This is a genomic window from Burkholderia sp. Ac-20384 (assembly GCF_017104605.1).
In the GTDB taxonomy this organism is placed as follows: Bacteria; Pseudomonadota; Gammaproteobacteria; order Burkholderiales; family Burkholderiaceae; genus Burkholderia; species Burkholderia lata.
This window is the reverse complement of record NZ_JAAGPE010000128.1, coordinates 1-26786: the sequence shown is the minus strand read 5'-3', so window position 1 is coordinate 26786 and position 26786 is coordinate 1. Positions and strand designations below refer to the sequence as shown.

At 66.4% G+C, this 26786-nt stretch carries 25 protein-coding genes and 1 pseudogene; 7 read left to right on the top strand and 19 right to left on the bottom strand.

The genetic code is table 11. From position 1 onward, the window contains the following. Window positions 1–294 precede the first annotated feature (294 nt). The 3 genes from G3O00_RS22635 to gor all read left to right on the top strand — a co-directional run bounded on the left by G3O00_RS22635 (window position 295) and on the right by gor (window position 3624). Complete coding sequence (locus G3O00_RS22635) at window positions 295–1416, top strand: porin (protein ID WP_011353454.1); 1122 nt, start codon at window positions 295–297, stop codon at window positions 1414–1416. Window positions 1417–1791: 375 nt separating this feature from the next. After that, on the top strand, window positions 1792–2019 hold the full coding sequence (locus tag G3O00_RS22630) for a hypothetical protein (protein ID WP_174936249.1): 228 nt from the start codon (window positions 1792–1794) through the stop codon (window positions 2017–2019). A gap of 246 nt (window positions 2020–2265) precedes the next feature. Beyond that, the gene (gene gor / locus G3O00_RS22625) at window positions 2266–3624 is read left to right on the top strand and encodes a glutathione-disulfide reductase (RefSeq protein ID WP_206144380.1); all 1359 of its coding nucleotides are present in this window, start codon (window positions 2266–2268) and stop codon (window positions 3622–3624) included. Window positions 3625–3700: 76 nt separating this feature from the next. On the opposite strand, the gene G3O00_RS22620 is transcribed toward gor, so the two are convergent. The 11 genes from G3O00_RS22620 to G3O00_RS43465 form a co-directional block, all read right to left on the bottom strand. Then, window positions 3701–5002: an FAD-binding oxidoreductase gene (locus G3O00_RS22620; RefSeq protein ID WP_206144379.1), complete on the bottom strand. Its 1302-nt coding sequence runs from the start codon at window positions 5000–5002 to the stop codon at window positions 3701–3703. A 24-nt stretch (window positions 5003–5026) separates the two neighbouring features. Next, on the bottom strand, window positions 5027–6331 hold the full coding sequence (locus G3O00_RS22615) for an FAD-binding oxidoreductase (RefSeq protein ID WP_206144378.1): 1305 nt from the start codon (window positions 6329–6331) through the stop codon (window positions 5027–5029). A 111-nt stretch (window positions 6332–6442) separates the two neighbouring features. Then, on the bottom strand, window positions 6443–8020 hold the full coding sequence (locus tag G3O00_RS22610; RefSeq protein ID WP_206144377.1) for a DUF3138 family protein: 1578 nt from the start codon (window positions 8018–8020) through the stop codon (window positions 6443–6445). A 116-nt stretch (window positions 8021–8136) separates the two neighbouring features. Next, on the bottom strand, window positions 8137–8976 hold the full coding sequence (locus G3O00_RS22605; RefSeq protein ID WP_011353448.1) for an ABC transporter permease subunit: 840 nt from the start codon (window positions 8974–8976) through the stop codon (window positions 8137–8139). Continuing rightward, window positions 8973–9959 carry an ABC transporter permease subunit gene (locus G3O00_RS22600; protein ID WP_011353447.1) on the bottom strand — a complete coding sequence of 329 codons (987 nt, stop codon included), beginning with the start codon at window positions 9957–9959 and terminating at the stop codon, window positions 8973–8975. Before G3O00_RS22600 ends, G3O00_RS22605 begins: the two co-directional genes overlap by 4 nt. A 10-nt stretch (window positions 9960–9969) precedes the next feature. Next, on the bottom strand, window positions 9970–11124 hold the full coding sequence (gene potA, locus G3O00_RS22595; protein ID WP_174936258.1) for a polyamine ABC transporter ATP-binding protein: 1155 nt from the start codon (window positions 11122–11124) through the stop codon (window positions 9970–9972). Between the two features lie 188 nt (window positions 11125–11312). Further along, entirely contained in the window at window positions 11313–12431 is a 1119-nt protein-coding gene (locus G3O00_RS22590; protein WP_011353445.1) for a polyamine ABC transporter substrate-binding protein, read from the bottom strand. Between the two features lie 61 nt (window positions 12432–12492). Further along, window positions 12493–13935: an aspartate aminotransferase family protein gene (locus tag G3O00_RS22585; protein WP_011353444.1), complete on the bottom strand. Its 1443-nt coding sequence runs from the start codon at window positions 13933–13935 to the stop codon at window positions 12493–12495. Window positions 13936–13972: 37 nt separating this feature from the next. Then, a complete protein-coding gene (locus tag G3O00_RS22580; RefSeq protein ID WP_011353443.1) occupies window positions 13973–15310 on the bottom strand; it encodes a glutamine synthetase family protein in 1338 nt (445 codons plus the stop codon). Window positions 15311–15337: 27 nt separating this feature from the next. Further along, window positions 15338–16126 (bottom strand): gamma-glutamyl-gamma-aminobutyrate hydrolase family protein, encoded by a 789-nt coding sequence (locus G3O00_RS22575; RefSeq protein ID WP_011353442.1) that lies wholly within the window; start codon window positions 16124–16126, stop codon window positions 15338–15340. Between the two features lie 283 nt (window positions 16127–16409). Further along, window positions 16410–16595, bottom strand: a complete 186-nt coding sequence (locus G3O00_RS43465; protein ID WP_041492976.1) for a hypothetical protein — start codon at window positions 16593–16595, stop codon at window positions 16410–16412. A gap of 455 nt (window positions 16596–17050) precedes the next feature. Here G3O00_RS43465 and G3O00_RS22570 point away from each other — a divergent pair, with 455 nt between their 5' ends. Together G3O00_RS22570 and G3O00_RS22565 are read left to right on the top strand one after the other, a co-directional pair. After that, window positions 17051–17602, top strand: coding sequence for a cupin domain-containing protein (locus tag G3O00_RS22570; RefSeq protein WP_206144376.1), 552 nt, complete (start codon window positions 17051–17053; stop codon window positions 17600–17602). Between the two features lie 97 nt (window positions 17603–17699). Continuing rightward, window positions 17700–19190, top strand: a complete 1491-nt coding sequence (locus tag G3O00_RS22565) for an aldehyde dehydrogenase (RefSeq protein WP_206144375.1) — start codon at window positions 17700–17702, stop codon at window positions 19188–19190. Window positions 19191–19255: 65 nt separating this feature from the next. Here G3O00_RS22565 and G3O00_RS22560 read toward each other — a convergent pair whose 3' ends face one another. Beyond that, window positions 19256–19456: a heavy-metal-associated domain-containing protein gene (locus G3O00_RS22560; RefSeq protein ID WP_021162112.1), complete on the bottom strand. Its 201-nt coding sequence runs from the start codon at window positions 19454–19456 to the stop codon at window positions 19256–19258. 349 nt (window positions 19457–19805) lie between these two features. On the opposite strand from G3O00_RS22560, the gene G3O00_RS22555 reads away from it, so the two are divergent. Then, window positions 19806–20138, top strand: coding sequence for a cupredoxin domain-containing protein (locus G3O00_RS22555; RefSeq protein WP_011353437.1), 333 nt, complete (start codon window positions 19806–19808; stop codon window positions 20136–20138). Window positions 20139–20150: 12 nt separating this feature from the next. After that, window positions 20151–20987 carry an FTR1 family protein gene (locus G3O00_RS22550; RefSeq protein WP_174936264.1) on the top strand — a complete coding sequence of 279 codons (837 nt, stop codon included), beginning with the start codon at window positions 20151–20153 and terminating at the stop codon, window positions 20985–20987. A 118-nt stretch (window positions 20988–21105) separates the two neighbouring features. Here the strand turns inward: G3O00_RS22550 and G3O00_RS22545 are convergent, their stop codons facing one another. The 7 genes and pseudogenes from G3O00_RS22545 to G3O00_RS22515 form a co-directional block, all read right to left on the bottom strand. After that, on the bottom strand, window positions 21106–21324 hold the full coding sequence (locus G3O00_RS22545) for a hypothetical protein (RefSeq protein WP_174955265.1): 219 nt from the start codon (window positions 21322–21324) through the stop codon (window positions 21106–21108). Then, complete coding sequence (locus G3O00_RS22540) at window positions 21324–21785, bottom strand: hypothetical protein (protein WP_206144374.1); 462 nt, start codon at window positions 21783–21785, stop codon at window positions 21324–21326. Before G3O00_RS22540 ends, G3O00_RS22545 begins: the two co-directional genes overlap by 1 nt. A 59-nt stretch (window positions 21786–21844) precedes the next feature. After that, a complete protein-coding gene (gene glmS, locus G3O00_RS22535) occupies window positions 21845–23662 on the bottom strand; it encodes a glutamine--fructose-6-phosphate transaminase (isomerizing) (RefSeq protein ID WP_206144373.1) in 1818 nt (605 codons plus the stop codon). A 51-nt stretch (window positions 23663–23713) separates the two neighbouring features. Beyond that, entirely contained in the window at window positions 23714–25075 is a 1362-nt protein-coding gene (gene glmU, locus G3O00_RS22530; RefSeq protein ID WP_206144372.1) for a bifunctional UDP-N-acetylglucosamine diphosphorylase/glucosamine-1-phosphate N-acetyltransferase GlmU, read from the bottom strand. A 135-nt stretch (window positions 25076–25210) separates the two neighbouring features. Beyond that, the gene (ttcA, locus tag G3O00_RS22525; RefSeq protein ID WP_011353429.1) at window positions 25211–26206 is read right to left on the bottom strand and encodes a tRNA 2-thiocytidine(32) synthetase TtcA; all 996 of its coding nucleotides are present in this window, start codon (window positions 26204–26206) and stop codon (window positions 25211–25213) included. Then, window positions 26203–26607, bottom strand: a complete 405-nt coding sequence (locus tag G3O00_RS22520) for a dihydroneopterin aldolase (RefSeq protein ID WP_041492975.1) — start codon at window positions 26605–26607, stop codon at window positions 26203–26205. The genes ttcA and G3O00_RS22520 overlap by 4 nt, the downstream gene beginning before the upstream one ends. Window positions 26608–26686: 79 nt before the next feature. Continuing rightward, window positions 26687–26786, bottom strand: a pseudogene (locus G3O00_RS22515) (short-chain dehydrogenase); the annotation flags it as partial.

Below are 26786 nucleotides of genomic sequence, written 5' to 3'. Positions count from 1 at the left end.
CCCGCATGCGCCCGTGTCGCGGCGCCTGCCGCGCGATCCTTACAGACCCGACATGCCGTAAGCCGCGCAGGCGGGCGCTGCCATGCGGTGCCCGACGCCCGCCGGGCAAGCCTCGCGCGCGCAGCGTTGTGCGCGGGCGACAGTTCCGCCGTTACCGCGCATTTCAATTTCTTTCAGCAATGGCACTCGTCATATGATTCAGCCCACATCGCGCGCGCCAAGAACGTGAGCGATCGCCACCCGGTTGCGCACGCGGCCGGCCATGAATGGAGACACCTACAAAAAGGAAAGCTCATGAAGCAGACCACCCGACTCGCAGCCATCGCAGGGGGCGCCGCGCTCGCATTCGCCAGCCAGTACGCGGCCGCACAAAGCTCGGTCACGCTCTGGGGCGTCGCCGACGCCAGCATCCGTTACCTGACCAACGCCAACGCCAAGAACGACGGCCTGCTGTCGATGACCAATGGCGCGATCACGAACAGCCGCTTCGGCATCTACGGCACGGAAGATCTGGGCGGCGGCCTGAAGGCCGTGTTCAACCTCGAGAGCGGCGTGAACCTGCAGAACGGCGCATTCGCCGACAGCGGCCGCCTGTTCAACCGCGCAGCGTACGTCGGCCTGCAGAGCCCGTACGGCACGGTGACCCTCGGCCGCCAGAAGACGCCGCTGTTCGACCTGCTGTCGGACACCTACGATCCGCTGACCGTCGGTAACTACCTCGAAAACGCGTGGCTGCCGGTCGCACTCGGCGGCGGCCTGTATGCGGACAACCAGATCAAGTACACGGGCAAGTTCGAAGGCCTGACCGCGAAGGCGATGTACTCGACCGGCACCAACTACGAATCGACCGGCGCCGGCGGCTTCTCGGGCCAGATCCCGGGCTCGCTCGGCAAGGGCAATGCGTGGGGCGTGTCGCTGTCGTACGTGATGGGCCCGCTCAGCATCGCAGCCGGCGCGCAGCAGAACAGCGACAACTCGGCGCGCAAGCAGACGATCTACCACGCGAACGTCGTGTATGCGTTCAGCAAGGCGAAGATCTACGCGGGCTACCTGCGCTCGAAGGACGACACGGGCTTCGTCGACAGCCTGCTCGCGCAGCAGTCGATTCCGGTCGCGAAGGGCACCGGCCGGATCGACGACGGTCCGTTCGCGGGCGTGAGCTGGCAGGTCAGTGCGCCGCTGACGCTGACGGGCGCGTTCTACTACGACCATATGCGCAATGCGATGACCACCAACGGCACGCTCGCGAGCGGCAACCGCTACGCGATCGTCGGCATCGCCGAGTACGCGCTCAGCAAGCGCACGGAAGTCTACGGCACCGTCGATTTCAACAAGACGAACGGCGCGGCGAACGTCGAGCTGCCGGGCCGCAGCAACCAGACCGGCATCGCGATCGGCCTGCGCAATATCTTCTGACGAACGTCGGAACGCATGGGCCGGCAGTCGTCCGGCATGCATCGAAGGGGCGCCGCAAGGCGCCTCTTTTTTTTCGTCGCGCGACCTTCATACGCGCATTCGACTATTCGGCGAATGCTTCATCACGAGACCCCCGCGCCGTAAGGGTTCCGTCGGCAATCCAGAACATACTTTTACAGTACGCGCGAAGCCTTTCCGCTACGCTGCGTGCATCGCCCGTTGCGTGCCGTCAGGCGTGCGCGTGCGTCGTTCCGGTTGCGCTCGGCGAGTGCGGCCGGCCTGGTGCGTAACTTGTGTATCCGGTGATGACAATTGCGGTCCGCCGGTTTTTTTCGTGGGACGATGCGCTCACGATTTTCTTGAAAGGGGATGACGATGGGTATCCTGGACACCGTGGGTGAAATCGCTGGCGCAGTCGCAGCTGTCGAAGGCGCGGAAAAGCTGGATCCGGATGCGGGCCTGCTGACCAAGGCGGCAGCCGCCGTCGCCGGCTTCAAGGGTGCGGAAGCGATCGAAGGCATGCTCGAAAAGAAGAAGGAAGAGCAGCCGCAGCAGGCAGACGACACGCAGGCGACGGACGGCAGCGACACGTCGCAGGCATGAGCATGGCGGCTGGTCCGGCCGTGGGCGCGCCCTTCGCGCGCCCACGGCCGGACCGGTGCCGCGCAGCCGGCAGGTCGGGCATGCGGTCGATCGGTGACGCATGACACACCCGGCAGCCGGTTTGACCGGCGAGAGGCAACGTCTCTCGCCGTTTTTTATTGGGCGGGCGCCGGGCTGCACCGTGCGCCGCAAGAATTCCGGAATCTTGCTATCGTGCCTTCATCCGAACTGCGATGAGGGAATGCGATGGATTTCGACTACGACCTGTTCGTCATCGGTGCCGGCTCGGGCGGCGTGCGGCTTGCGCGCATGTCCGCGTCATACGGCGCGCGTGTCGGCATAGCGGAAGAAGAGCAGATCGGCGGCACCTGCGTGCTGCGCGGCTGCATCCCGAAAAAGCTGCTCGTCTACGCATCGCACTACCCGCATGAAGTCGAGGACGCGAAGGGCTTCGGCTGGAGCTTCGGCGCCGGCACGCTCGACTGGCCCGCGCTGATCGCCGGGAAGGATCGCGAGATCAACCGGCTGAGCGACATCTACATCAACCTGCTGCGGCAATCGGGCGTCGAGATGCACGCGGGGCGCGCGACGCTCGTCGATGCGCACACGGTCGCGATCGGCGACCGCACGATCCGCGCGCGCCACATCGCGATCGCGACCGGCTCGCGCCCGTCGCTGCCCGCGCGGCCCGGCATCGAGCACGCGATCACGTCGCGCGAGGCGCTGTCGCTTGCCGCGTGCCCCAAACGCATCGCGGTGGTCGGCGGCGGCTATATCGCGGTCGAGTTCGCGGGCATCTTCAACGGCTTCGGCAGTCACGTCGACCTGTTCTATCGCGGCGAGAAGATCCTGCGCGGCTTCGACGACGACGTGCGCCAGTTCCTGACTGACGAGATGACGAAGCAGGGCGTCACGATCCACGCGCGCTCGGTGGTCGAGTCGATCGAGCGCGCGGACGACGGCACGCTAAGCGTGCGCGTCGGCGATGCGCGGCACGGGCCGTACGACCAGGTGCTCTATGCGACCGGTCGCGTGCCGAACGTCGACGGGCTCGGGCTCGAGCAGGCGGGTGTGGCGCTCGATGCGCGCGGCGCGATTGCCGTCGATGCGTATTCGGCGACGTCGGTGCCGTCGATCCATGCGATCGGCGACGTCACGTCGCGGCCGCAGCTCACGCCGGTCGCGACGCGCGACGGCGCGTTGCTCGCCCGCACGCTGTTCGGCGGGTCGCGCGTCGCGGCCGATCACGAATGGGTGCCGTCGGCGGTGTTCAGCCAGCCCGAAGTCGCGACGGTCGGCCTCACCGAGTCGACCGCGCGCGACCTGTACGACGGCGACGTCGACATCTACCGCACGTCGTTCAAGGCGCTGCGTCATACGCTGTCGGGCCGCGACGAGCGCACGTTGATGAAGCTCGTCGTCGCGCGCGACAGCCAGCGCGTGGTCGGCGCGCACATGGTGGGCCGCGATGCGGGCGAGATCATCCAGGGCATCGCGATCGCGATTCGCGCGGGCGCGACGAAGGCGCAGTTCGACGACACGATCGGCATTCACCCGACCGCGGCCGAGGAGTTCGTGACGATGCGGCAGAAGGTGGCCGACTAGCGGGAGCGCGTCGCGCGCGGCGGCAAGGGAACGGCTGCGTGTCGGCGCGGCCGTTTCTCGTTGATGTGGCCGCCGCTCAATGCACGCCGAACGCGTCGAGCAGCCGGTACCAGCTCATCGCAAGCACCAGCGCTGGCGTGCGCAGCGCCTCGCCGCCGGGGAAGTCGCGATGGCGGATCTTGTCGAACAGGTCGAAGCGGCTCGCCTGTCCGTTGATCGCCTCGGCGATCAGCTTGCCCGCGAGCGCGGTCGTGTTCACGCCGTGCCCCGAGAACCCCTGCGCGAAATACATGGTCGGCGCGATGCGGCCGAAGTGCGGCGCGCGGTTCATCGTGATGTCGACGAAGCCGCCCCATGCGTAGTCGACCTTCACGTCCGCGAGCTGCGGGAACGTCTTCAGCATGTCCGCGCGCATCGCCGCGGCGAGATCGCGCGGCTCGCGCGTCGAGTAGCTGACCTTGCCGCCCCACACAAGCCGCGAGTCGGGCGCCGGCCGGAAATAGTCGAGCACGAAGCGGCTGTCGCAGATCGCCGCGCGCGCGGGCATCAGCGCGGCGGCGCGCGCGTCGCCGAGCGGCTCGGTCGCGATCACGTAGGTGCCGACCGGCATGATCTTCTTCGACAGCGCGGGCGCAAGCGTGCCGACGAAGGTATTGCACGCGAGCACGACGAAACGCGCGCGCACGTTGCCGCCGCTCGTCTCGACGACATGGCCGCCCGCGACGTCGCGCACGCGCGTCACGCAGCTGTCCTCGTGGATGCGCACGCTCGCATCGGTCGCCGCGCGGGCGAGGCCGAGCGTGTAGTTGAGCGGATGGAGGTGGCCGCTGTCCGGGTCGTACAGGCCGCCGCAATAGCGCCCGGACTGCACGTAGTCGCCGAGTTCGTCGGCTTCGACGAAGTGGAAGCGGTCGTAGCCGAAGCGCTTCGCGGCTTCGTCGCGCCAGCGTTTCAGCGCGTCGGCGTCGCGTTCGGTGTTCGCGGCGGTCAGGTAGCCGGGCACCAGCGCGCAGTCGATGTCGTGCTGCGCGATGCGCGACTTCACGAGCGACAGCGTTTCGAGCCCCATGTCCCAGACGCGTTTCACATCGCCTTCCGGCATGAATTGCCCGAACGTGTCGATGTCGCACGCAAACCCGCCGATCAGCTGGCCGCCGTTGCGGCCGCTCGCCGCCCATCCGACCCGCGACGCTTCGAGCACGGTCACCGAATGGCCGCGCTCGGCGAGGTTGAGCGCGGCGGACAGGCCCGTGAGGCCCGCGCCGATCACGCACACGTCGGCATCGATCGTGCCGGCGAGCGGCGCGTGGCGGGTCGTATCGTTGGCGGTCGCCGCGTAGTAGGACGCGACGTGCGGCTGATTGGCGAATGTCTGCATGGTCAGGATAACGGAGGAGTTGGCTCAGAATAGCTCGCGCACGCGGTGATACAGCATCCCGAGCTCGAGTGCGGGCTGCCGCCAGGCGTCGCCGCCGGGGAAGCGCCGGTGACGCATGCGCGCGAACAGGTCGAACGCGCGCGTGTCGCCCGCGATCGCACCGGCGACCGCGCGTCCGGCGATGCCGGTGAGTGCGACACCATGGCCGCTGAAGCCCTGGACGTAGAAGAAGTTCGGATCGAGCGTGCCGAAATCCGGTGCACGGTTGCGCGTGACGTCGACGAAGCCGCCCCACGCGTGGTCGACGCGCACGTCGCCGAGCTGCGGGAACACGCCGACCATGCGGCGCCGGATCGTTTCGGCGAGCGTGGCGGGCGACGCGCCCGCCGAATTCGCGCGGCCGCCGAACAGCATCCGGTGGTCGGCCGACAGCCGGAAATAGTCGAGGAAGAAGTTGTTGTCGCACACGGCTTCACGCTGCGCGATCAGCGCGTCGGCGCGCGCCTGGCCGAGCGGCTCGGTCGCGATGATGTACGACGCGATCGGCGCGATGCGGGCGGCCGTCGCGGCCGGCAGCACGCCGCCGGGGCCCGCGTTGCAGCACGACACGACGAAGCGGCAGCGCACGTCGCCCGACGGCGTGCGCACGACGGGCCGCGCACCGTGCACGATGTCGAGCGCGGGCGTATGTGCGTACAGCGCGATGCCTTCGCGCCGGGCGGCATCGGCAAGGCCGAGGCAATACTTGAGCGGATGCAGGTGGCCCGACAGCGGATCGTAGACGCCAGCGAGATAGCGCGTGGACGCGATGCGCGCACGGATCTCGCCGGTGTCGAGCCATGACAGCGACGGATGGCCCCAGCGCCGGGTCGCGGCGTCCATCCACGCGTGCAGGTCGTCGATGCGGCGCGGCTTCGTCGCAACCGTCAGGTAGCCGCGCGTGAAATCGCAGTCGATCCCGTAGCGTGCGATCCGCTCGGCGATCAGCGCGACGCCGTCGAGCGACAGCGACCACGCGGCGCGCGCGCCGTCGGCGCCGAGCTGCCGTTCGATCTCCTCGTCCTTCGCGAAGCCGGTGATCGCCTGACCGCCGTTGCGGCCCGACGCGCCCCAGCCGGGGCGGTGCGCGTCGATCACCGCGACCGACAGCCCGCGAGCACGGCAGTCGAGCGCCGTCGACAGGCCCGCGAAGCCGGCGCCGATCACGCAGACGTCGACGTCGATCGTCCCGTCGAGCACGGGGTCGTCCACGGCGGGGCGTACGGCCGTCGCTTCGTAGTACGAGTCGCGCGCGAGCGCATCGGCGCGGCGGGTGAAAGACTGCGTCATGAATCCGACTCCCTCGTTGCAGCCGGCGGCGGTGCGTCGCGCACCGTCATTCGGCCGGTAAAAACGGCGCGGGACGCCGTGCGCGCGGCACGGCGTCCCGCGCGAGCTGCGTCAGAACGAATAGATGAACTGCGTCGCGAGCAGGTCGTTGGACTTGCCATACGACCCGTCGTTGCGCAGGAACACCTTGTTGTTCGCCCAGTCGTGGCGGTATTCGACCTTCACGGTGATCTGCTGGGTCGGATAGAACAGCAGGTCGAGCGCGACATCCTGACGGATCGCCCCCTTGCACTCGAAGCCCATGCCGCCGTTCGCCTGCGACGTGGCGACGCAATTCGCATCGACGCCGAAGCCGTTGTTCGGGTCCATGCCGTTGCCGTTCAGCGCGATGCCGCCGCCGCCGCCGCCGTTCTTGCTGTTCACGAGCGCATCGTAGCGCAGCGTCACGCCCATGCGGCCGACCACCGGTGCATTGAACTTGCGGTGCGCGAGCAGCGACAGGCCGTACCACTGCGCGAGCCCGCCGTTGAATGCCGCATGCTGCTGCTGGCCGTAGTCGACTTCCGCGTTGTACTGGATGTCGGCGAGCGTGTAGGTTGCATCGGCTTCCGCGAAGAAGAACGTGCCGTAGCCGCTCGGCGCTGCGGCACCCGGGCCGTAATGCACGACGCCGTTCTTGTCGATCGCGCTCGACAGCGTCTGGCGGCCGATGTTGAACGAACCGCCGATGTCGAGTGCGCTCGACCACGTGTAGTCGGCTCGCGCGGTGAAGGTCGGCACCTTGTTGCTGGTGGTGATCGGATCGCCGAGCGCATTGGTGCCCGTCGTCGTGACCGAGCCGTACGTGCGGTACTGCTCGTTGCCGACGAAGAACTTCCACGCCCAGTTGCCCTTCGTGTAGTTCGCCCCGGCACCCACGTAGCTGCCCGGGTCGGAGAAGTCGTACAGCAGGTTGTGCGTGAGCGTGAGCATCTGGTTCGACTGCTGCACCTCGTAGCCGCCGAAGCTCGGGATCAAACCGGCGACCAGCGTCGTCTCGGCGGTGATCGGCACGTTGATGACCGCGGTGTTCAGCAGGTTGTCGGTGATCGAGCCGCGCGAGTTCTGCAGCAGCGTGATGCCGTTGCCGCGGTTCGGCATCAGCGTGATTTCCGCCGACGGCGCCATCGGGCCGACGCCGAACGTCTTCTTGATGTCGAGGTACAGATCGCCGAACGTGCTGTTGAAGTAGTTGTACGCGTTCTCGTGGTTCGCGAACAGGAACGACGACGTGCCGGCCGCGCGGTTGTACATGTAGGTCGGGTCGATGTAGCCCGTCACCGACAGGCCGGCGAGCGGGCCCGTGTTGGCCGCGTCCGTCAGCGAGTCGACCTTCAGCTGCTGGTTCGCGATCTGCTGCTTCATCTCGCCGACCTCGTCGTTGGTCAGCGTGGCCTGCGCCTTGCCGTAGTCCGGCGAGCCCGGGTCCACAGCCACCGCGGCCGGCGCGGCGCCAACCCCTGCCTTCGTGCCGGCCTGGGCGGTCGCGGTGCCGCCCTTCGCCGACAGCTGCGCCTGCATCGCCTTCATCTGCTTCTGCAGCGCCGTGACCTGCGCCTGCAGCGCCTTGATCTCGGCGGATGTCGAGTCGGCCAGCGCGATGCCCGGCAACGCGCCGGCCACCAGCAGGCAGATCAGTTTCTTCTTCATTGCGGATTCTCCTTGTCGTGCGCCTGTCAAATCGGAATCGAATCGCGCGCCCCCCCTGGGGCAGCGCGTATTGCTTGTCTGCAGTGCTTGTTATCTTTGAAGCGGGAGGCCGGGCGTCACGCCACCGCGAACGCCGCCTTCATGTCGGCGATGCGGCGCCGTTCACGCGCGATCATCATCCGGTTCACGACGATCACGCCGATCGTTACCGCCGTGATGAACAGCGTCGCCAGTGCGTTCATCTCCGGGTTCAGCCCCAGCCGCACGCGCGAGAACACCACCAGCGGCAGCGTCGTCGAGCCCGGCCCGGACAGGAACGCCGACAGCACCAGGTCGTCGATCGACAGCGTGAACGACAGCAGCCACCCCGACAGCAGCGCCTGCGAGATCAGCGGCAGCGTCACCACGAAGAACACCTTCAGCGGCGTCGCACCGAGATCCAGCGCGGCCTCTTCCAGCGACTTGTTCATCTCCTTCACGCGCGACTGCACGATGATCGCCACGTACGACACGCACAGCATCACGTGGCCGATCCAGATCGTCACCATCCCGCGACCCTTCGGCCAGCCGAACATCTGCTCCAGCGCAACGAACAGCAACAGCAGCGAGATGCCCTGGATCACTTCCGGAATCACTAGCGGCGCGTTGATCATCCCGGTGTACAGCGTGAAGCCCTTGAAGCGGCCGAAGCGCGCGAGCACGAAACCGGCCCACGTGCCGATCACGACCGACGCGGTCGCGGTCAGGAGACCGATCTTCAGCGACAGCCATGCGGCAGTCAGCAGCTCATCGTCGTCCAGCAGCGCCGAGTACCACTTCAGCGAGAAGCCCGACCACACCGTCACCAGCTTCGACTCGTTGAACGAGTACACGACCAGGCTGATGATCGGGATGTACAGGAACAGGAAGCCGAAGGCGAGGACGCCCGTCGACAGCGGTTTGCTCGGCTTGATCATTTCGCGTCCTCCAGTTCCTTGACCTGGTAGTACTGGAACAGCGCCATCGGCACCAGCAGCAGCATCACCATCGCGACCGTCACCGCGGACGCCATCGGCCAGTCCATGTTGTTGAAGAATTCATCCCACATCACGCGGCCGATCATCAGCGTGTCGGCGCCGCCGAGCAGTTCCGGAATCACGTACTCGCCCACCGCCGGAATGAACACCAGCAGGCTGCCGGCGATGATCCCGTTCTTCGACAGCGGCAGCGTGATCCGCGTGAACGCGACCCACGGCTTCGCGCCGAGGTCGTACGCGGCTTCGAGCAGCGTGAGGTCCATCTTCACGAGGTGCGCATACAGCGGCATCACCATGAACGGCAGGTACGAATAGACCATCCCGATGTAGACGCCCGCATCGCTGTGGTAGAGCCGCAGCGGCGTGTGGATGATGCCGAGCGCGATCAGCGTGTGGTTCAGCAGGCCGTCGTCCTTCAGGATGCCGATCCATGCGTACACGCGGATCAGGAACGACGTCCAGAACGGCAGCATCACGGCCATCATCAGCACGTTGCGGCGATTCGGCTCCGAGCGAGCGATGTAGTACGCCATCGGATAGCCGATCAGCAGGCACAGCACCGTCGACACGGCGGCCATCTTCAGCGAGCTGAGGTAGGTCGCGATGTACAGGTCGTCCTGCAGCAGGAACGCGTAGTGCGACAGCTGCAGCGCGAAGTGCACGACACCGTCCTTGAACTCGACGAGCGACGTGTACGGCGGGATGCCCATCACCTGGTCGGCGAAGCTGATCTTCAGCACCAGCACGAACGGCAGCGCGAAGAACACGGCGAGCCACACGAACGGCACGCCGATCGCGACGCTGCGGCCCGACGGCAGGAAGCGCTGCAGCATCGAGAAACGGCCCGGGCGGGCGCGACCGGAGCCGGCGCTCGCGGCGCCGGTCGGTACCGGCGCGGACGGATTGGAGGCGGAGGTTCTCATCGTGGCGTCCTCACTGCGTCAGCACGACGCCGCTGGCCGGCGACCACGACACGAACACGTCGTCGTTCCACGCCGGTGCGTTGTCGTTCATCAGATGCGAGCTCGACAGGTTCGACACCACCGTCTTGCCGCTCGGCAGGCGCACGTGATACAGCGAATAGCTGCCCATGTACGCGATGTCGGTCACGACGCCGCGTGCCCAGTTGTGTTTCGAACCCGGCTTCTCACGCGACACGTGAATGCGTTCCGGGCGCACCGAGATGCCGACCGGCATCCCGAGCGGGCCCGTGATGCCGTGGCTCACGTACATGCGCGCTTCGAGGTCGTCGCTTTCGACGAAGATGTGATCGGGCTCATCCTCGACGACGCGGCCTTCGAACAGGTTCGTCGAGCCGATGAATTCGGCCGAGAAGCGGCTGTTCGGGAATTCGTAGACTTCGCCCGGTGCGCCGATCTGCACGATCTTGCCTTCGCTCATCACCGCGAGGCGGCTCGCCATCGTCATCGCCTCTTCCTGATCGTGCGTGACCATCACGCAGGTCACGTCGACCTTCTCGATGATGTTCACGAGTTCGAGCTGGGTTTTCTGGCGGATCTTCTTGTCGAGCGCGGACATCGGCTCGTCGAGCAGCAGGAGCTTCGGCCGCTTGACCAGCGAGCGGGCCAGCGCGACGCGCTGCTGCTGGCCGCCGGAGAGCTGGTGCGGCTTGCGCTGCGCATACTTGCTCATCTGCACGAGTGCGAGCGCATCGGCCACGCGCTCCTTGATCTCGTTCTTCGGTGTGCCTTCCTGCTTCAGGCCGAATGCGACGTTCGATTCGACCGACATGTGCGGGAACAGCGCGTACGACTGGAACATCATGTTCACCGGGCGGCGGTACGGCGGCAGCGACGCGAGATCTTCACCGTCGACGAAGATCTTGCCGGAGGTGGCCGTCTCGAGCCCGGCGAGCATGCGCAGCAACGTCGACTTGCCGCAGCCCGAGCTGCCGAGCAGCGCGAAGAGTTCGTTCTTCGCGATCGTCAGGTTCACGTTGTCGACGGCGGTGCTGTCGCCGAATTTCTTCACGACGTTTTCGATGCGCACGAAAGCGTCGTTTTGCGTACGGGCCGCGGGGGCCGGTTGGGTCTGTCGTGCAGCAGCGGAAGAGGGTATCGATTGCATGGGGTTCACCATTCGTTCTTCACGGATTGCAGGCGTGAGCGTCCCCGCGCGAGGCGCGCAACGCGACTCACGGACGACGGCTCGTGCCGGATGGAACAGTGCGCGCGACGCGCGCGGGCGGACGGAGGTCCGCGGATCTCAGGCGGGCAGGCGTATAGCGATGCCTGCACCGCCGGAATGCTGGGCGATCAGTGGCCGGTCTTCAATTGGGCCCACAGGCGGTTCTGGAGGCGCAGGATGTCGGCCGGCATCGGCTTCATCAGCACCATCTTCTTCAGCACGTCTTCCGGCGGGTAGACGGTCGGGTCTTGCGCGACGGCCGGCGTGACGAACTGGTGTGCGGCCTTGTTCGCGGTCGGGTAGAACACCGTGTTGGTGATCGCCGCGTTGACCTTCGGATCGGACACGTAGTTGATCCACTTCAGGGCGGCCTCGGGGTGCGGTGCATCCTTCGGGATCACCATCACGTCGAACCACAGCAGGCCGCCTTCCTTCGGGTTCGAGAACTTGATGTCGTACGAACGCTTCGCTTCGGCCGAGCGGCGATGCGCGATGCCGACGTCGCCCGACCAGCCGAGCGCGACGCACACGTCGTTGTTCGCGAGGTCGTTGATGTAGCCGGACGAGTTGAACTGGGTGATGTACGGGCGGACTTTCTTCAGGACTTCGAACGCAGCCTGGTAATCGCCGGGATTCGTGCTGTTCGGGTTCTTGCCCATGTATTGCAGCGTGGCAGCGAACACGTCGACGGCCTGGTCGAGGAACGACACGCCGCAGCCCTTCAGCTTTTCCATGTTGGCCGGGTCGAACACGAGTGCCCAGCTGTCGACCGGCGCCTTGTCGCCGAGTGCCTTCTTCACCGCCTGCGCGTTGTAGCCGATGCCGTCCGTGCCGTACGCCCAGGGCACGCCGTACTGGTTGCCCGGATCGGCATCCGCGATCATCTTCATCAGCAGCGGGTCGAGGTTCGCGAGGTTCGGCAGCTTCGACTTGTCGAGCTTCTGGTACACGCCGGCCTGGATCTGCTTGGCCATGTAGTTCGACGTCGGCACGACGATGTCGTAGCCCGAACTGCCGGCCAGCAGCTTCGCCTGAAGCGTATCGTCGCTGTCGTAGTTGTCGTACTTGACGTGAATGCCCGTCTGCTTCTGGAAGTTCGGGATCGTGTCCGGTGCGATGTAGTCGGACCAGTTGTAGACATTCAGCTCGTCGGCCGCGTGTGCCGTCGGGCTGGCGACCGACGTGAACGCGGCCGCGGCGGCAAGGGCGGCAACGGAACAGGCTTGGCGAAGAAAGCAGGCACGCATGGTGGAATTCCCCTGGTTATGGCGGCGTGCGGCGCCCGCCGCACGCCTATAGGCAAAACCGTTACGAAATACCCAATTGCTGGGCGGTTGCATCGACTGCTTTTTTCGCCTTCGATACGAGTTCATCAATTTCCGGCCGCGAGATCACGAGCGGCGGCGACAGCAGCATCCGGTCGCCGGTCGCACGCATGATCAGGTTGCCGTTGAAGCAGAAATCGCGGCAGATCGTGCCGACGTCGCCGCCGTTCGCGAAGCGGCGGCGTTCGGCCGGCGATTCGGCGAGCTGCAGGCTAGCGACGAGGCCGTGGCCGTGCACTTCGCCAACGATCGGGTGACGCGCGAAGGTTTCGCGCATCAGTGCCTGGAAGTACGGGCCCGTGTCGTTCTTCACGCGCTCGACGATCCCTTCGTCGCGCAGCAGCTTCAGGTTCGCGACCGCGACGGCCGCCGCCACCGGGTGGCCCGAGTACGTGAGGCCGTGGTTGAATTCGCCGTTGTCGATGATCGGTCGCGCCACGCGCTCGTGAATGCCGACTGCGCCCATCGGCACGTAACCCGACGTGAGGCCCTTGGCCATCGTGATCAGATCCGGCTCGAAGCCGAAATGCTGGTGTGCGAACCATTCGCCGGTACGGCCGAAGCCGCCGATCACTTCGTCGGCCACCAGCAGGATGTCGTACTTGCGGCAGATCCGCTGGATTTCCGGCCAGTACGTCGACGGCGGGAAGATCACGCCGCCCGCGCCCTGGAACGGCTCGCCGATGAACGCGGCGACGTTCTCCGCGCCGAGTTCGAGGATCTTCGCTTCGAGCTGCTGCGCGCGGGCCAGGCCGAACGCTTCCGGCGTTTCACCGGCTGCCGCTTCGCCGAAGAAATACGGCTGGTCGATGTGCACGATGTTCTCGACCTTCGACGGCATCTGCTCGTGCATGTAGCCCATCCCGCCGAGCGTGCCGCCCGCGATTGTCGAGCCGTGATAGCCGTTCTTGCGCGAGATCACGAACTTCTTCTGCGGCTGGCCCTGCACGCGCCAGTACTGGTGCACGAGGCGCAGCACGGTGTCGTTGCCTTCCGAGCCGCTGTTGCAATAGAAGAAGTGATTGAAGCCCTTCGGCGTGACTTCCGCGAGCATCGCGGACAGTTCGATCACCGGCGGGTGCGTGGTCTTGAAGAACGTGTTGTAGAACGGCAGTTCCTGGATCTGGCGATAGGCTGCGTCGGCGAGTTCCTTGCGGCCGTAGCCGACGTTCACGCACCAGAGGCCGGCCATCCCGTCGATCACCTTGTTGCCGTCCGAGTCCCACAGGTAGACGCCGTCGGCTTTCACGATCACGCGGCTGCCTGCGCGATTCAGCGCGCCCATGTCAGAGAACGGGTGGATGTGGTGCGCGGCGTCGAGCGCGCGGTATTCGGCGGTCGTGCGCGCCTGCGTCGCACGCGGTGCGGCGGCTGTGGCGCTCGGTGCGGCCGGCTGGATCCAGGCAGATTCGTTGCGGTACGTCATGTTTCCTCCGTGATTCCGTATTCGGTTGGGTGCACGCTCAGACGTGCAGCAGCAGATGGCGGCGTTCCCACGAGCTGATCACGCGGAAGAACGCTTCGTATTCGGTTTCCTTCAGTGCGAAATACGCCTTCAGGAACTTGTGGCCGAGGATCTCGCCGAGCGGCTCGCAGGCGGCCATCAGCGTCAGCCCTTCCTCGAGGTTGCGCGGCAACTGGTACGGCAGGTCGTAGCCGTCGCTGACGAGCGGCTCGGTCGGCTCCAGGCGCTGGGTCATGCCGAGATAGCCGGCCGCGAGCGTCGCGGCGAGCGCGAGGTACGGGTTGCAGTCGACGCCCGGAATGCGGTTCTCGATGCGGCGTGCCGACGGGCCCGAGTGCGGGATGCGGAAGCCGACCGTGCGGTTGTCGTAGCCCCACTGCACGTTGATCGGCGCGGCCATGAAGCGCGACAGGCGGCGATACGAGTTGATGTACGGCGCGAAGATCGGCATCAGCGCCGGCGTGTACTTCTGCAGCCCCGCGAGGTAGTTGTAGAACATCGACGTCGCGCCGCCGGTTTCCTGCGACGTGAACAGGTTCTGGCCCGTTTCCTCGTCGACGATGCTCTGGTGCACGTGCATCGCCGAACCCGGTTCGTCTTCCATCGGCTTGGCCATGAACGTCGCGTACATGTTGTGACGCAGCGCGGCTTCGCGCACCGTGCGCTTGAACAGGAACACCTGGTCGGCCAGCGACAGCGCGTCGCCGTGCATGAAGTTGATCTCCATCTGCGCGGCGCCGACTTCGTGGATCAGCGTGTCGATGTCGAGGTTCTGCGCTTCGCAGTACTCGTAGATGTCCTCGAACAGCGGGTCGAACTCGTTGACGGCCTCGATCGAATACGACTGGCGGCCCGTTTCGGGGCGGCCCGTACGACCGACCGGCGGGCGCAGCGGCAGGTCGGGATCCTTGTTCATGTCGACCAGGTAGAACTCGAGCTCGGGCGCGACGACGGGCTTCCAGCCCTTCGCCTTGTACAGGTCGAGCACGCGGCGCAGCACGTAGCGCGGCGAGATCTCGACCGGCGAGCCGTCGAAGTGCACGCAGTCGTGGATCACCTGCGCGGTCGGGTCGATGGCCCACGGGATCAGGCGGATCGTCGATGCGTCGGGCACGCACACCATGTCGGGGTCGGTCACGCCGGTCAGCGAGCCGTCTTCCGGGTATTCGCCGGTGACGGTCTGCACCATCACGGCTTGCGGCAGGCGCATCGATTCGCCGGACGTGAACTTGTTGCGCGGCGTGATCTTGCCGCGCGCGATGCCGGCCATGTCGGGAATGATCGCTTCGACTTCAGTGATCCGGTGCTGCTTCAGAAAATCTTCGATGTCATGCATGTCTGTTCTCGTTGGTTGGGTCGGCGCTCAGGCGAGCGCGGCAGCGGCCGTGGCACGCGTGCGGGTGGCGCGGCGGGCGCGGCAGGCATCGCCGAAGGCGCGGAAGATCGCGCTCGACAGCGGGTCCTGCGCATGGCGCCATTCCGGATGCCACTGCACGGCGAGGGCGAAAGCCGGTGCGTCGACGACGCTCACGGCTTCGATCAGCCCGTCCGGCGCGACGGCCTCGACGGCGAGGCCGGAGCCGAGCTGCGCGATGCCCTGCTTGTGCAGCGAGTTCACGTGCACTTCGTCGCGGCCGCCGGCGAGCGCGTGCAGCTTGCCGCCGGGCGTGAGGCGCACGACGTGCGCGGGGCCGTACTGCGTATCCATCGGCGCGTCGTCGTCCTCGCGGTGATCGGCGAAGCCCGGCACTTCATGCACGCGCTGGTGCAGCGTGCCGCCGCAGACGACGTTCAGCTCCTGGAAGCCGCGGCAGACGGCCAGCACGGGCACGCCCGCGGCGATCGCCGCGCGCAGCAGCGGCAGCGTGGTCGCGTCGCGGGCCGGGTCGTGCTTCGTGCCCGGTGCGCTCGGTTCGCCGCCGTACAGGTGCGGCTCGACGTTCGAGTAGCTGCCGGTAAACAGCAGGCCGTCGACCGTGTCGAGTACGTCGTCGACCGACTGGCGCTCGCCGAGCGCGGGCAGCACCATCGCGAACGCTTGCGCGCCGTCGACGATCGCGGCGACGTATTTGTCGCCGACCGTATGCGACGCATGCGCGCCGATTTGCGTGTGGTCGGCGGTGATGCCGACGAGGGGTTTCCTTCTTTCCATGACGTCAATCAGTTATCCGGAGGGTTGTTGCGTCTGTCTTGCCGGATGTGGCGAAACGCCGGCGTGCAACAACCCCGCAGCCTTGCGTGAGACGCAGGGCCGCTGGTGAATGGGCGCAACGGGATGACGTGGCGATCCGCGCTGCGCGCGACGATCAGGCCGTCGTTCGTTTCTTTGCGACACGCGACGCGGCAACGAATGCGCGAACGCGTTCCGTCACCGCACGGACGATGCGGTTGGCGAATCAGCAGACGAAACGAACGACGTAAAGAAAGGAGAGGCGCTACGGCAGCAGCGACGCCACTTCGTCGGTATCGACGGCGACGAATGCGCGTGCGGAAACGGCGTTGTGACGCCGAACGGAACGACGGGACAGGATGGTGTAGATCGACAGATGAAGCAGGCGAGGACTATGCCAGCCGCAACTGCCGTCGTCGGAAGCGGGCGCCGCGCTGCGCAAACTTCGCACATCGCCTCGATCCCACCTCACCAGAGGGCCACGGACTCTCACGATTACACTCGACTGGGTTGTTGAAAGTATTGAACACCTGACCGTTTCGACGCGCTGGGCGTTTAAAATAATCAAGGCGCCGGTTACGCGTTATTTACATTGATGGGCATCAATTTTTGCGTTGCGATAACGTTTTTTGCTGCCCATGAAAGCTTGATGACGCTAACCTGAGAGCCAGCATATACGAGCCAAAAACGGCGTCAAATGTTTTTTAACGGTGCTGCATCAGGGCTTTCCCGAGCAGTGCGAACAAAAGATTCGCAAACGGAATAATGTGCGGGGTGTTCATTATTTCGAACGCCTTTCAGGGTTTTCCCCGCTGATGTGCGGCATAAAGTGATTAGAATATTCAACGGCTGTCCACCGCGTCGTTTCACTTTGTCATCGCACTTATCGTGTCCGAAACCGAATCGATGTCCACCGAAGTCGCCGAGCGCCTGCGTTTCGTGCGCAACAAGCATGGCCTGTCGCAGCGCGAACTCGCGAAGCGGGCCGGCGTGACCAACGGCACGATCTCGCTGATCGAACAGGGCCGCGTGAGCCCGTCGGTCGGCTCGCTGAAGAAACTGCTCGAATGCATCCCGATGAGTCTCGCGGAGTTCTTCACGTTCGAGCTCGTCGAATCGCGTACGGTCGTGTCGCGTCGCGACGAGATGCCGAACCTCGGCAACGACACGCTCGCGTTTCACCTGGTCGGCGCGAGCATGAAGGACCGCAACATGTGCATCCTGCGCGAGATCTATCAGCCGCAGGCCGATACGGGGCCCGAGATGCTCGTGCACGCGGGGCACGAGGGCGGGGTCGTCGTGTCGGGGCGGCTCGAGCTGACCGTCGACGGCGCGACGTGGCTGCTCGACCCCGGGGACGGCTACTACTTCGAAAGCCGTTTGCCGCACCGTTTTCGCAATCCCAGCGCGGACCTGATCTGCGAGGTCGTCTCGGCCAATTCGCCGGCGACCTTCTGACCTTTCCACCGCGCGTCACTGCATTCGCTGCCGGCCGGCTGCGCGTCATGCGCAGCGGCGTGCCGCATCGCGAATGCCAAAAAACTGAGGCATCCTGATGAACAAGTTGACTTTGGCTGACTGGCAGGACAAGGCGGCGTCGCTCAAGATCGAAGGGCGCGCATTCATCGACGGCGCGTCGCGCGACGCGCACGGTGGCAAGACGTTCGACTGCGTGAGCCCGATCGACGGCCGCGTGCTCGCGAAGGTCGCCGACTGCGGCGAGGCCGACGTGAACGCGGCTGTCGCGGCCGCGCGCCGCGCGTTCGACGCAGGCGTGTGGGCCGGGCTGAACCCGCGTGCGCGCAAGGCCGTGCTGCTGCGCTGGGCCGCGCTGATGCGCGAGCATCTCGACGAGCTGTCGCTGCTCGAAACGCTCGACGCCGGCAAGCCGATCGGCGACACGACGACGGTCGACGTGCCGGGCGCCGCGTATTGCGTCGAATGGTTTGCGGAAGCGATCGACAAGGTGGGCGGCGAGGTTGCGCCGGCCGATCATCATCTCGTCGGCCTCGTCACGCGCGAGCCGGTCGGCGTGGTGGCCGCCGTCGTGCCGTGGAATTTCCCGATCCTGATGGCCGCGTGGAAATTCGGCCCGGCGCTCGCGGCCGGCAACAGCGTGGTGCTGAAGCCGTCGGAGAAATCGCCGCTCACCGCGATCCGCGTCGCACAGCTCGCTTACGAGGCCGGCATTCCGGCCGGCGTGTTCAACGTCGTGCCGGGCGCGGGCGAGCCGGGCAAGCTGCTCGCGCTGCATCGCGACGTCGACTGCATCGCGTTTACGGGCTCGACGGCGGTCGGCAAGCTGATCATGCAGTACGCCGCGCAGTCGAACCTGAAGCGCGCGTGGCTCGAACTCGGCGGCAAGTCGCCGAACATCGTACTGGCCGATTGCCCCGATCTCGATCGCGCGGCACAGACAGCCGCCGGCGCGATCTTCTACAACATGGGCGAGATGTGCACGGCAGGTTCGCGGCTGCTCGTGCATCGCGACATCAAGGACGCGTTCATCGAGAAGCTGGTCGCGGCCGCGCGCGCATACGTGCCCGGCAATCCGCTCGATCCGTCGGTGTCGATGGGGGCGATCGTCGACGGCATCCAGCTCGAGCGCGTGCTCGGCTATATCGAAGCCGGGCGCAGCGAAGGCAGGCTCGTCACGGGCGGTGCGCGCGTGAAGGCGGAAACGGGCGGCTTCTACGTGGAGCCGACCGTGTTCGAGGTGAAGCCCGATGCGAAGATCGCCCGCGAGGAGATCTTCGGGCCCGTGCTGTCGGTGATCGTGTTCGACGATGTCGACGAGGCCGTGCGGATCGCGAACGACACCGAATACGGGCTCGCCGCGGCCGTGTGGACGTCGAACCTGACGACCGCACACGACGTGTCGCGCCGGCTGCGTGCGGGCACCGTCTGGGTGAACTGCTACGACGAGGGCGGCGACATGAACTTCCCGTTCGGCGGCTACAAGCAGTCGGGCAACGGCCGCGACAAGTCGCTGCATGCGCTCGAGAAGTACACCGAGCTGAAGTCGACGCTGATCCGGCTGCGCTGACGCGAAACCGGGCCGCGGGCGCAGCGCCTTACGGCGGTGTGCCCGCGGGTCGCGGCGCGCGGGCGTCAGGCGGTGCGCAGCGCGGGGTGGAAGCCGGCGGCTTCGATGATCGACTGCACGCGCTCGGCGCCTTGTGCCGATTCGACCTTGACGATCTTCGCCGCGACGTCGATGTCGAGCTTCGCGGCGGGATCGGCGGCCGTCACCGCGCGCGTGATGGCGTTGGCACAGCCGCCGCAGGTCATGTCCTGGACTTCGAATTCCATCGTGTTCTCCTGAGTTGACGATTGACAAGCATCGACAGCATGAAGCTTGCCACGGTGGGAAGGTCAAGCGTACGCGTGTCGCCGAAAATCGGTGCCGTGGGCATGGTGCGGCGACAGCATGTTGTAAACGTGAAGTCTGATGAATCGCGATCGGGCCGCTGCCGTCATTCGGAACTTGTCCCGATTGACGGCACGGCGTTCCGGGCCAAGCGGCGCAGATGCCTTGCCGGGCAAGGCGCGACGGCGATCCATGAAGCGGGATCACCATGTCGCTAGTAAGGGTACGCGAGTTGGAAATGCGAATCGATCTTAGTATCAGCTCCCTTCGATATTTCAATTCGTTACCCACATGAACCGTTTTGCTTTCGGCTTCGCGCTGGCACTGCTGGGCGCATCGGCAACGTCCGCCTTCGCGGCCGACGATGTCGTCAACCTGACCCTGAAGGACCACAAGTTTTCGCCGGACGGCGTGACGATCCCGGCCGGCAAGAAGGTGAAGTTCGTCGTGAAGAACCTCGACGCGACACCCGCCGAATTCGAGAGCGACGACTTCAAGGCCGAGAAGGTCGTGCCCGCCGGCAAGTCGGTGGAGATCCTGGTCGGGCCGCTGAAGGCCGGCACGTACGAATTCCACGACGAGTATCACGAAGCGCAGTCGAAGACGCACCTGACCGTCAAGTAAGGCCATATCGCCATGTTGTCTACTGCCCTGATCGTCTTTCGTGAAGTGCTCGAGGCCGCGCTGGTGGTGTCGATCGTGATGGCCGCCACGAAGGGCGTGCCGCGGCGCGGCTGGTGGGTCGGCAGCGGGCTGGTGGGCGGCGTGATCGGCGCCGGCCTGATCGCCGCGTTCGCCGACGTGATTTCGCAGTGGGCGTCCGGCATGGGGCAGGAGGTCTTCAACGCGGGCGTGATGTTCGTCGCGACGCTGATGCTCGCGTGGCACAGCATCTGGATGAGCCGGCATGGCCGCGAGATGGCGATGCAGATGACCGAGGTCGGGCGTGCCGTCGCGGCCGGCAGCAAGCCGCTGACGGGGCTGGCGATCGTGGTGGGTGTCGCGGTGCTGCGCGAAGGCTCCGAGGCCGTGCTGTTCCTGTACGGCATCGCGGCGGGCGATCCGGGCCAGACGCCGCAGATGATCGTCGGCGGGTTGCTGGGTGTGCTGGGCGGCGCCGGGCTCGGCTACGGGATGTATGCGGGCCTGCTGCAGATTCCGCTGAAGCGCCTGTTCTCCGTCACCAACTGGCTGATCGTGCTGCTCGCGGCGGGGATGGCAAGCCAGTGCGTCGGCTTCCTGCTCGCGGCCGGCCTCGTGCCGTCATGGGGCGATGTGATCTGGGATACGTCGTGGCTGCTCAAGGAAACCAGCATCGTCGGCAAGGCGCTGCATACGCTGATCGGCTATACCGCGCGACCGGCGGGCATCCAGATCGTCGCGTATCTCGCGACGCTGGCCGCGATCGTCGGGCTGGCACGGTTCGTCGGCCGGCCGCAGGCGGCGGTGCGGCCGCCACGACCTGCAGCCTGAGCAGTCCGGGTTCGAATAAAAAAGGGGCGTCCATGACGCCCCTTTTTTCATGTGCGGTTTGCGGCCGGCCCGTGCAAAGCGGTGACGACAGCGTGCCCGTTGCGCACGCCGCGCCTGCTCAGCTGTGGCCGTCGATCCAGGCGCGGGCCCATTCGAGCCCCGCGTCGCGCGCGTCGTCCTCGGTGTCGAACACGCCGAGCACGCCGGATGCCTCGACCAGCTTGTTGTTCTGCGTGATCGTGCCGCTCGCCGCGAAGCGCTCGGGTTGCAGGATCTCGTCCTGCTGCAGGATCGCGTGGCCCCAGATCTGGTAGCCGCGGTAGGTTTGCGCTTCCATTATCGAGTCACCTCCGCGGAGCGGCCGTGCGTGCCGACCTGCAGCACGTTGCCGTCCGGCGTGTATTGACGCGGGATGTTGGAGTAATTCAGTGCGTGCTGCGCATCGGGCGCAGCCGGTTGCATCACCGTCAGGCGGCCCGGTGCGGGCTGCGCGACGGGGCGCGGGGCGGCCGGCGTCTCGGCTACGGGCGGACGATGCGAACCGGCTTTCACGGCCTGCGCGACGCGGCGCTTGTGCGGCTTCACCGCGGCTTTCGGCGTCGCATTCGCGTGCTTCTCCGCGCTCTTGCCGGTACGCGCGTCGGCGCCCGTGTGCGCGGCCGGGGTACGAGCTTCCGGCGCATGGGCTGCCGGGTGCCGTGCCTCGGGCGGGTTCCAGACCTCGACGTAATGCTCGGCGGCCCAGCCCGTCGACGCGAACGTCAGCGCCAGCACACCGCATCCAATCAGTCTCACCATTGTCTCTCCGTCTGTCTCGCCGGCGCGCACGTCGTGGGCGCGCCGACCGGCTTCCTGCGTTACTCCACCGTCACCGATTTCGCGAGGTTCCGCGGCTTGTCGACGTCAGTGCCGCGCGCGCACGCGGTGTGATACGCGAGCAATTGCAGCGGCACGACGTGCAGGATCGGCGACAGTTGCCCGTAGTGCTCCGGCATCCGGATCACGTGCAGGCCGTCGTCGTTGACGATCTGCGTGTCGGCATCGGCGAACACGTACAGCTCGCCGCCGCGCGCACGCACTTCCTGCATGTTCGACTTCAGCTTCTCGAGCAGCGTGTCGTTCGGCGCGACCGTGACGACCGGCATCGCTTCCGTGACGAGCGCGAGCGGCCCGTGCTTCAGTTCGCCGGCCGGATAGGCCTCGGCGTGGATGTACGAGATTTCCTTCAGCTTCAGCGCGCCTTCCAGCGCGATCGGGTAGTGCAGCCCGCGGCCGAGGAACAGTGCGTTTTCCTTGCGTGCGAATTCCTCCGACCACGCGATGATCTGCGGCTCGAGCACGAGCACGCTGTTCAGCGCGGCCGGCAGGTGGCGCAGCTGTTTCAGGAATTCGGCTTCCTGCGCGGCATCGACGTGCCCGCGCAGCTTGCCGAGCGTGGCCGCCAGCACGAACAGCGCGACGAGCTGCGTCGTGAACGCCTTCGTCGATGCGACGCCGATCTCGGTGCCCGCGTGCGTCAGGAACTGCATTTCGGTGAGGCGCACCATCGCGCTCGTCGCGACGTTGCAGACCGCCAGCGTGTGCGTATGGCCGAGCGACTGCGCGTGCTTGAGCGCGGCAAGCGTATCGGCCGTCTCGCCCGATTGCGAGATCACGAGCACGAGCTGGCGCGGGTTCGGCACCGATTCGCGATAGCGGTATTCGCTCGCGATCTCGACCTGGGTCGGGATCTTCGCGATCGATTCGAGCCAGTACTTCGCGGTGAGGCCCGAGTAGTAGCTCGTGCCGCACGCGAGGATCAGCAGGCTGTCGATTTCCGCGAACGCGGCGGGCGCGGCGTCACCGAACAGTGTCGCGTCGAACGCGTCCGTTTGCGGCACCGTGTCGCTGATCGCGCGCGGCTGCTCGAAGATTTCCTTCTGCATGAAGTGGCGATACGGCCCGAGTTCGACTGCGCCACCGTACGCGCTGACCACGCGGATCTCGCGCTGCGCGAGCGCGCCGTTGCGGTCGACGATCTTCACGCCGTCGAGCGACAGCTCGCACACGTCGCCTTCCTCGAGGAACGTGAAGCGGTCGGTGCTGCCCGCGAGCGCGAGCGCATCGGACGCGAGGAAGTTCTCGCCATCGCCGTGGCCGACCACGAGCGGCGAACCCTGGCGCGCGCCGACGACGGTGTGCGGCTGGTCCTTGTGGATCACGGCGATCGCGTACGCGCCGTGCAGCTGGCCCACCGCTTCGCGCACCGCGTCGAACAGGTTGCCGCGATACAGGCTGTGCACGAGGTGGGCGATCACTTCGGTGTCGGTCTGCGACACGAATTCGTAGCCCTTCGCGCGCAGCGATTCGCGCAGCGATTCGAAGTTCTCGATGATGCCGTTGTGGACGAGCGCGAGCGCGTTCGACGAGAAGATCGGGTGCGCGTTGTGCGTGACGGGCGCGCCGTGCGTCGCCCAGCGCGTATGCGCGACGCCGGTGGTGCCTTCGAGGTGCGATTCGCGCACCTGCGTGTCGAGATCGGCGACGCGCGCGACGCTGCGCGCGCGCTTCGGTGCGCCCGGCTCGAGCACGGCAACGCCGCACGAGTCGTAGCCACGGTATTCGAGGCGCCGCAAACCTTCGATCAGTACCGGAACGATATTACGCTGCGCAACTGCGCCAACAATGCCGCACATGAAAATTTACCCTCTCTGTGGAATCGGGCGCCGCGCGGCGCCCGTCTGATGTTATTTTTTCTTCTTGACCGGGCGGACGTAGCCGCTCTTCGCGGTCTGCGTCTTCTCGTTCAATGCGAGCAAGCCGTCGGCCACGTCCTTCCAGATCGTCGTGCCGGCGGCGATCGTCACGCCGCGGCCGACGCGCACGGGCGCGACGAGCTGCGTGTCGGAGCCGACGAACACGTCGTCTTCGATCACGGTGCGGAACTTGTTCGCGCCGTCGTAGTTGCAGGTGATCGTGCCGGCGCCGATGTTCACGCGTGCGCCGATGTCGGCGTCGCCGATGTACGTCAGGTGGTTCGCCTTCGAGCCGTGGCCGATCACCGCGTTCTTCACCTCGACGAAGTTGCCGACGTGCGCTTCGTCCGCGAGCTGCGCGCCGGGGCGCAGCCGCGCGTACGGGCCGATCACGGTGTGCGCGCCGAGCTCGGCGCCGTCGATGTGCGTGAACGCGTCGATGCGCGTGCCGGCACCGACCGACGCGTTGCGGATCACGCAGTTCGCGCCGATCGTCACGTTGTCGGCGAGCGTCACATTGCCTTCGAACACGCAGTTCACGTCGATCGACACGTCGCGGCCGCAGCGCAGCGTGCCGCGCACGTCGAGGCGCGCCGGATCGGCGAGCGTGACGCCGTCGACGAGCAGGGCTTCGGCGATGTTGCGCTGGTGGATGCGCTCGAGCTCGGCGAGCTGCGCCTTGCTGTTCACGCCGAGCGTCTCCCATTCCTCGTCGGGCTGCGCGGTGACGACCTCGAAACCGGCCTCGATCGCGAGTTCGACGACGTCGGTCAGGTAGTACTCGCCTTGCGCGTTCTCGTTCTTCAGCGCGCCGAGCCACATCGACAGCTGGGCCGTCGGCGTGACGATGATGCCGGTGTTGATCTCGGCGATCTTCAGCTGCTCGGGTGACGCATCCTTCTGCTCGACGATGCGCGTGACGAAGCCGGCTGCGTCGCGCACGATGCGGCCGTAACCGGTCGGATCGTCGAGCGAGACGGTCAGAATCCCGTAGCGGCCTTCGCGCGCGGCATCGACGAGGCGCTGCAAGGTCGATGCGCGCGTGAGCGGCACGTCGCCGTACAGCACGAGCGTCGGTTGCGCCGGATCGAGGAGCGGCAGCGCCTGGCGCACCGCGTGGCCGGTGCCCAACTGCTCGGCCTGCACGGCAAACTGGACGTCAGGGGCGGCGACGGCGGCCTGGACCTGCTCGGCGCCGTGACCGACGACGACGACGAGCCGGGACGGCTGCAGCGTGCGCGCGGTGTCGATGACGTGGGAGAGGAGCGGCCTGCCGGCCAGGGGATGAAGCACTTTCGGCAGCGTGGAACGCATGCGCTTGCCCGTGCCTGCCGCCAAAATCACGATATTCATGGCGCCAGCTTGTCAGAAGAGTTCGAAGCCGACCATTTTAGCATGCGGCCCCCGTCGCTCCGGGCCTGTCGCGGCGGGGCGACAGCGCCGGAAAGAGGCCTTGCGGCCCCGTTCCGACTAGGGTTCCGGCCCCGCTTACAGGTCGTCGAACTGGACGATCGAGATCGGTTGGGCGCCACCCGGCGCCGCGGTGTCGTCGCCCGACGCGCACGGTTCCTCGTCGAACGCGATGTCGCCCTGCGGATCGGCAACGCCTGACGCGCGCAGCGACTGGAACGGGTACAGCGTCGTATCCATCAGGTGCGACGGCACGACCTTCGCGAGCGCGTTGAACATGTTCTCGACGCGGCCCGGGAAGCGCTTGTCCCATTCGCGGATCAGCGCCTTCATTTCCGCGCGCTTCAGGTTCGGCTGGCTGCCGCACAGGTTGCACGGGATGATCGGGAATTCGCGCAGCTCCGCGTATTTCTCGAGATCGGTTTCCTTCACGTACGCGAGCGGGCGGATCACGATGTTCTTGCCGTCGTCCGACTGCAGCTTCGGCGGCATTCCCTTCAGCTTGCCGCCGTAGAACATGTTGAGCAGCAGCGTCTGCACGATGTCGTCGCGGTGGTGGCCGAGCGCGATCTTGGTCGCGCCGAGCTCGCCGGCCACGCGGTACAGGATCCCGCGGCGCAGCCGCGAGCACAGCGAGCAGGTCGTCTTGCCCTCGGGCACGAGCCGCTTGACGATGCTGTAGGTGTCCTGGTTCTCGATGTGGAACGGCACGCCGACCTGCTTCAGGTATTCCGGCAGCACATGCTCGGGGAAGCCCGGCTGCTTCTGGTCGAGGTTCACAGCGACGATGTCGAAATCGATCGGCGCGCGCTCGCGCAGGCGCAGCAGCACGTCGAGCATCGCATAGCTGTCCTTGCCGCCCGACAGGCACACCATCACCTTGTCGCCTTGCTCGATCATGTTGAAGTCGCCGATCGCCTGGCCGACCTGGCGCACGATCCGCTTGAACAGCTTGTTGTTCTCGTACGCGTCCTTCTGTTCGCGGCGCGTCAGCGCAGGGCGGCCGGCCGGGGCGGCGGTCGCGTCGAGGGTGGCGGCATCGGCCGTCGTGTCATTCATGTGGGGGGCGTTCATGCGCGCTCCTCGTCCTTGATGCGAAAGACTTCGACGCCGACGGCGTCGCAGTCCGGATAAGCGTCCGGTTTCTCGGTACAGACGCGTACCGCGCGCACGGCATCGTGCGCCAGCAGGCGCGCGGCGATCGCGTCGCACAGCGTTTCCTGCAGGTGGATGTGGCCGCGCGCCAGACATTGCGCGACGCTCTGCTTCATCAGATCGTAGTCGACGATTTCATGCAGACGGTCGTCGACGGGGGTCGACAGCGCGAGCGGCACGAACAGGTCGACATTGATGACGACGCGCTGCTCGCCGCGCTTCTCGTGTTCGAAGGCACCGATGTTGATGTGCACTTCGTAGTCGCGCAGGTAGAGCCTGCGGCAGTCCGCGAGGCGGGGGTGCAGGAGAGCGGAAAACATGGTCGTTCCAGTCAAATTGGCGTGCGCACACGCAAAGCGGCGCGGGTGGCGGCAGTCAGGCCGCGCGTTTCCGCGCAGTTCATTCATTCGGGCCGGCGGCGGGCGGCACGAGGTGCTCGCCGCCGTCGACGGTCAGCGTCGCGCCGGTGACGCCCGGCGCGCACGCGAGATAGCAGGCG

Bases quoted from the DNA above. Each gene is read 5' to 3' on its own strand.
- G3O00_RS22635 (WP_011353454.1), top strand. From the start codon at position 295: ATGAAGCAGACCACCCGACTCGCAGCCATCGCAGGGGGCGCCGCGCTC.
- G3O00_RS22630 (WP_174936249.1), top strand. From the start codon at position 1,792: ATGGGTATCCTGGACACCGTGGGTGAAATCGCTGGCGCAGTCGCAGCT.
- gor (WP_206144380.1), top strand. From the start codon at position 2,266: ATGGATTTCGACTACGACCTGTTCGTCATCGGTGCCGGCTCGGGCGGC.
- G3O00_RS22620 (WP_206144379.1), bottom strand. From the start codon at position 5,002: ATGCAGACATTCGCCAATCAGCCGCACGTCGCGTCCTACTACGCGGCG.
- G3O00_RS22615 (WP_206144378.1), bottom strand. From the start codon at position 6,331: ATGACGCAGTCTTTCACCCGCCGCGCCGATGCGCTCGCGCGCGACTCG.
- G3O00_RS22610 (WP_206144377.1), bottom strand. From the start codon at position 8,020: ATGAAGAAGAAACTGATCTGCCTGCTGGTGGCCGGCGCGTTGCCGGGC.
- G3O00_RS22605 (WP_011353448.1), bottom strand. From the start codon at position 8,976: ATGATCAAGCCGAGCAAACCGCTGTCGACGGGCGTCCTCGCCTTCGGC.
- G3O00_RS22600 (WP_011353447.1), bottom strand. From the start codon at position 9,959: ATGAGAACCTCCGCCTCCAATCCGTCCGCGCCGGTACCGACCGGCGCC.
- potA (WP_174936258.1), bottom strand. From the start codon at position 11,124: ATGCAATCGATACCCTCTTCCGCTGCTGCACGACAGACCCAACCGGCC.
- G3O00_RS22590 (WP_011353445.1), bottom strand. From the start codon at position 12,431: ATGCGTGCCTGCTTTCTTCGCCAAGCCTGTTCCGTTGCCGCCCTTGCC.
- G3O00_RS22585 (WP_011353444.1), bottom strand. From the start codon at position 13,935: ATGACGTACCGCAACGAATCTGCCTGGATCCAGCCGGCCGCACCGAGC.
- G3O00_RS22580 (WP_011353443.1), bottom strand. From the start codon at position 15,310: ATGCATGACATCGAAGATTTTCTGAAGCAGCACCGGATCACTGAAGTC.
- G3O00_RS22575 (WP_011353442.1), bottom strand. From the start codon at position 16,126: ATGGAAAGAAGGAAACCCCTCGTCGGCATCACCGCCGACCACACGCAA.
- G3O00_RS22570 (WP_206144376.1), top strand. From the start codon at position 17,051: ATGTCCACCGAAGTCGCCGAGCGCCTGCGTTTCGTGCGCAACAAGCAT.
- G3O00_RS22565 (WP_206144375.1), top strand. From the start codon at position 17,700: ATGAACAAGTTGACTTTGGCTGACTGGCAGGACAAGGCGGCGTCGCTC.
- G3O00_RS22560 (WP_021162112.1), bottom strand. From the start codon at position 19,456: ATGGAATTCGAAGTCCAGGACATGACCTGCGGCGGCTGTGCCAACGCC.
- G3O00_RS22555 (WP_011353437.1), top strand. From the start codon at position 19,806: ATGAACCGTTTTGCTTTCGGCTTCGCGCTGGCACTGCTGGGCGCATCG.
- G3O00_RS22550 (WP_174936264.1), top strand. From the start codon at position 20,151: ATGTTGTCTACTGCCCTGATCGTCTTTCGTGAAGTGCTCGAGGCCGCG.
- G3O00_RS22545 (WP_174955265.1), bottom strand. From the start codon at position 21,324: ATGGAAGCGCAAACCTACCGCGGCTACCAGATCTGGGGCCACGCGATC.
- G3O00_RS22540 (WP_206144374.1), bottom strand. From the start codon at position 21,785: ATGGTGAGACTGATTGGATGCGGTGTGCTGGCGCTGACGTTCGCGTCG.
- glmS (WP_206144373.1), bottom strand. From the start codon at position 23,662: ATGTGCGGCATTGTTGGCGCAGTTGCGCAGCGTAATATCGTTCCGGTA.
- glmU (WP_206144372.1), bottom strand. From the start codon at position 25,075: ATGAATATCGTGATTTTGGCGGCAGGCACGGGCAAGCGCATGCGTTCC.
- ttcA (WP_011353429.1), bottom strand. From the start codon at position 26,206: ATGAACGCCCCCCACATGAATGACACGACGGCCGATGCCGCCACCCTC.
- G3O00_RS22520 (WP_041492975.1), bottom strand. From the start codon at position 26,607: ATGTTTTCCGCTCTCCTGCACCCCCGCCTCGCGGACTGCCGCAGGCTC.